Below are 3015 nucleotides of genomic sequence, written 5' to 3'. Positions count from 1 at the left end.
ATCAAGATCACCCCCGAAGACGGCGGCGAGGCGGTCGAGTTCCTGATCCCCAAGGGCAAGCATATCGCCGTCCACGATGGCGACGTGATCCGCAAGGGCGAGTACATCATCGACGGCAACCCCGACCCGCACGATATCCTGCGGATTCTGGGCATCGAGGCGCTGGCCGAATTCCTGGTCAACGAAATCCAGGAGGTCTATCGCCTCCAGGGCGTGCCGATCAACGACAAGCACATTGAGACCATCGTGCGTCAGATGCTGCAGAAGGTGGAAATCCTGGAGCCGGGCGACACCGGCCTGCTCAAGGGCGACCACCTCGACAAGATCGAAGTGGACGAGGAGATCGCCAAGACGGAAGCCCGTGGCGGCCGTCCGGCGCTCACCCAGCCGGTGCTGCTAGGCATCACTAAGGCGTCGCTGCAGACCCGCAGCTTCATCTCGGCGGCGTCCTTCCAAGAAACCACCCGCGTGCTCACCGAGGCGTCCGTCCAGGGCAAGGTCGACACCCTGGAGGGCCTCAAGGAGAACGTGATCGTGGGCCGCCTGATCCCGGCGGGCACTGGCTCTTACCTGCGCAACCTGCAGCGCATCGCCGCCAAGCGCGACGAAGTGCTCACGGCCAGCCGCGAGGAAGCCATGGAGCCCTTGCCGGAAGTCATCGCCGTCGAGGCGGAGGCCGAGAAGGTCTAGCCTTCGCGATCCAGCGCGCAAGCCTAACGAACGGCCCGGGAGCAGTCCCGGGCCGTTTCGCTTTGGGCGCGGCGGTCCTAGATGGTCTGGCCAACGCGCTGCGGGGGATCTAGCTAGCTCGAGGCGAGATGGAAGAGATCCTGGGTGACGCGCGTCAGGACCAGGCCGGCCAGCTGCAGGATCGCCAGCGCTTCGACAGCGAGGTGAAGGACTTCCACCGCGATCCCGACGCCTGGCGGACCCGCCATCCCTACGACGACCACCAGAAGAAGCACCGATACGACCCCTACAACTGCCGGAAGAAGGCGGGCTTCGAGATCTTTGATGTCTTTGACTGAGCCGCCGACACCCTCAGAAGGGGACCGTCAGGGCCGGTCGATCGTTGCCCAGTGACTGGCCCAGGCTCTCGGCGCTCTGTCCGGGCCCCGCGGTGGTGAAGCCGGGGGGCACGGGCGCGCGCATGTACTTGTAGTCTGCTTCCTTGCGCGCCGCGGCGCGGGCCAAGGCGGAGTTCTTGTCCGCATCCAGCCCCAGGCCCGGGAACTCCGCCTGCCGGACTCCCTTGGCCAACTCATCCTCGCAGGCTTCGAGCTGCGCCCGGGTCAGGCCCAACAGGCCGGCGCTCATGCAGCCCAGCTTTCCCCGCAACGCCGCGCTAGCGTTCTGCGCCATCGGGTCTGGCGGCGCCGCGACTGTGACGGGCCCGGTGACGGCAGGGGCCGGGGAGGGCGTCGCCAGGGGCGCGATCAGCGGCGCCACCGGCAGCTCCTCGGTGGGCGCCCGCGGTGGCCGGCGGTGCAGGCGCACCGGGGTCGGCGGGCCGGCCGTTCCCGGCGGAGGCGGGGTGCGCGGCAATATTAGGAGCGGGATGATCGCCTCGGGCGGGCCGGGGTCGGTCTCGGGCGACAGGCGCAGGAGCGGCGTGTGGGCGGCCAGCACGGCCAGTACGGCGGCATGAGCCGCGGCGGACAAGGCCACGGCCGCGGTACGCCCACGGCGCCTGATCGGCTGCATGCCCCAGCGACTCCCTCGAAGCTTCACCCTAGGAAGAGCGGCGCCCCGCGGCGATTTCGTGGCCGAAACCGTCGCGACCGCGCAAGGGCGTGGGCTCCCCTGCCAAACATTGACGGGCCAGCCCGATCCGACTATGTAGCGCGCTCTTTCGAGACCGGGATTCTTCCCTGTCCCGATGAACCTCTCCCGCCGGAATGCTCAAGCAAGGCGTCCCGGCGAGTTTTTGCGTTCGGCGGGCGGCCTTGAAGGTCAAGACGACAACAGGATCCACAGAGGCGCTTCGGCCCAACGGCACACGCCTCCACGCAGCAGAGATTAGATGCCGACAGTCAACCAGCTCATCCGCAAGCCGCGGCACGACAAGCCCTCGCGCAACAAGGTGCCGGCCCTCAAGGGCTGCCCGCAGCGCCGCGGCGTCTGCACTCGGGTCTACACGACCACGCCGAAGAAGCCGAACTCGGCTCTGCGTAAGGTCGCCAAGGTCCGCCTGACCACCGGCATCGAAGCGGTGTGCTACATCCCCGGCGAAGGCCACAACCTGCAGGAACACTCCGTGGTACTGATCCGCGGCGGCCGCGTGAAGGACCTTCCCGGCGTGCGCTATCACATCCTGCGCGGCGTGCTCGACACCCAAGGGGTGAAGGACCGCAAGCAGCGTCGTTCGCTCTACGGCGCCAAGCGTCCTAAGTAAGGAAGAAGAACAATGTCCCGCCGCCGTCGCGCTGAGAAACGCGAAGTCCTTCCGGACCCGAAGTTCGGGGACCTCGTCGTCACCAAGTTCATGAATTACGTGATGTACGAAGGTAAGAAAGCCGTCGCCGAGAACATCATCTATGGCGCGTTCGACATCCTGGAGTCCAAACGCAAGGACCAGGGCCCGCTGGAGACCTTCCACTCGGCCCTGGAAAATGTCGCTCCGGCCATCGAGGTCCGCTCCCGCCGGGTTGGCGGCGCGACCTATCAGGTGCCCGTGGAAGTCCGTCCCGAGCGTCGCAAGGCGCTGGCCATCCGCTGGCTGGTGACCGCGGCGCGCAAGCGTGGCGAAAACACCATGACCGAGAAGTTGGCCGGCGAACTGCTGGACGCTTCGACCAACCGCGGCGCCGCGGTGAAGAAGCGCGAAGACACCCACAAGATGGCCGAAGCCAACCGGGCCTTCTCGCACTACCGCTGGTAAGACCCTATATCCTGAACTTTCCGGCGCGGGCGGTTTGAGCTAGACCGCCCGCGCTGTCCGTTCAGCCGCCCTCGAACAGCTATTTTCGCAAAGCTATCGCTATGCCCTGCATTCATAAAATCGACGACTAGCGC

At 66.5% G+C, this 3015-nt stretch carries 4 protein-coding genes and 1 pseudogene; 4 read left to right on the top strand and 1 reads right to left on the bottom strand.

What is annotated here, in order from left to right; genetic code table 11:
* Together ACLL81_RS11410 and ACLL81_RS11405 are read left to right on the top strand one after the other, a co-directional pair.
* A pseudogene (locus tag ACLL81_RS11410) lies at window positions 1–690 on the top strand (DNA-directed RNA polymerase subunit beta'); the annotation flags it as partial.
* Window positions 691–818: 128 nt separating this feature from the next.
* Window positions 819–1028, top strand: a complete 210-nt coding sequence (locus ACLL81_RS11405) for a hypothetical protein (RefSeq protein WP_411288464.1) — start codon at window positions 819–821, stop codon at window positions 1026–1028.
* 13 nt (window positions 1029–1041) lie between these two features.
* On the opposite strand, the gene ACLL81_RS11400 is transcribed toward ACLL81_RS11405, so the two are convergent.
* Window positions 1042–1704 carry a hypothetical protein gene (locus tag ACLL81_RS11400; protein ID WP_411288463.1) on the bottom strand — a complete coding sequence of 221 codons (663 nt, stop codon included), beginning with the start codon at window positions 1702–1704 and terminating at the stop codon, window positions 1042–1044.
* A gap of 319 nt (window positions 1705–2023) precedes the next feature.
* On the opposite strand from ACLL81_RS11400, the gene rpsL reads away from it, so the two are divergent.
* Both rpsL and rpsG read left to right on the top strand, forming a co-directional pair.
* Entirely contained in the window at window positions 2024–2395 is a 372-nt protein-coding gene (rpsL, locus tag ACLL81_RS11395) for a 30S ribosomal protein S12 (RefSeq protein WP_411288462.1), read from the top strand.
* Window positions 2396–2407: 12 nt separating this feature from the next.
* Entirely contained in the window at window positions 2408–2881 is a 474-nt protein-coding gene (gene rpsG, locus ACLL81_RS11390; protein ID WP_411288461.1) for a 30S ribosomal protein S7, read from the top strand.
* Window positions 2882–3015 lie beyond the last annotated feature (134 nt).

Source organism: Phenylobacterium sp. (assembly GCF_046590535.1).
Classification (GTDB): domain Bacteria; phylum Pseudomonadota; class Alphaproteobacteria; order Caulobacterales; family Caulobacteraceae; genus Phenylobacterium.
The sequence above is the reverse complement of the archived record's forward strand: the minus strand, read 5'-3'. Positions and strand labels throughout refer to the sequence as shown.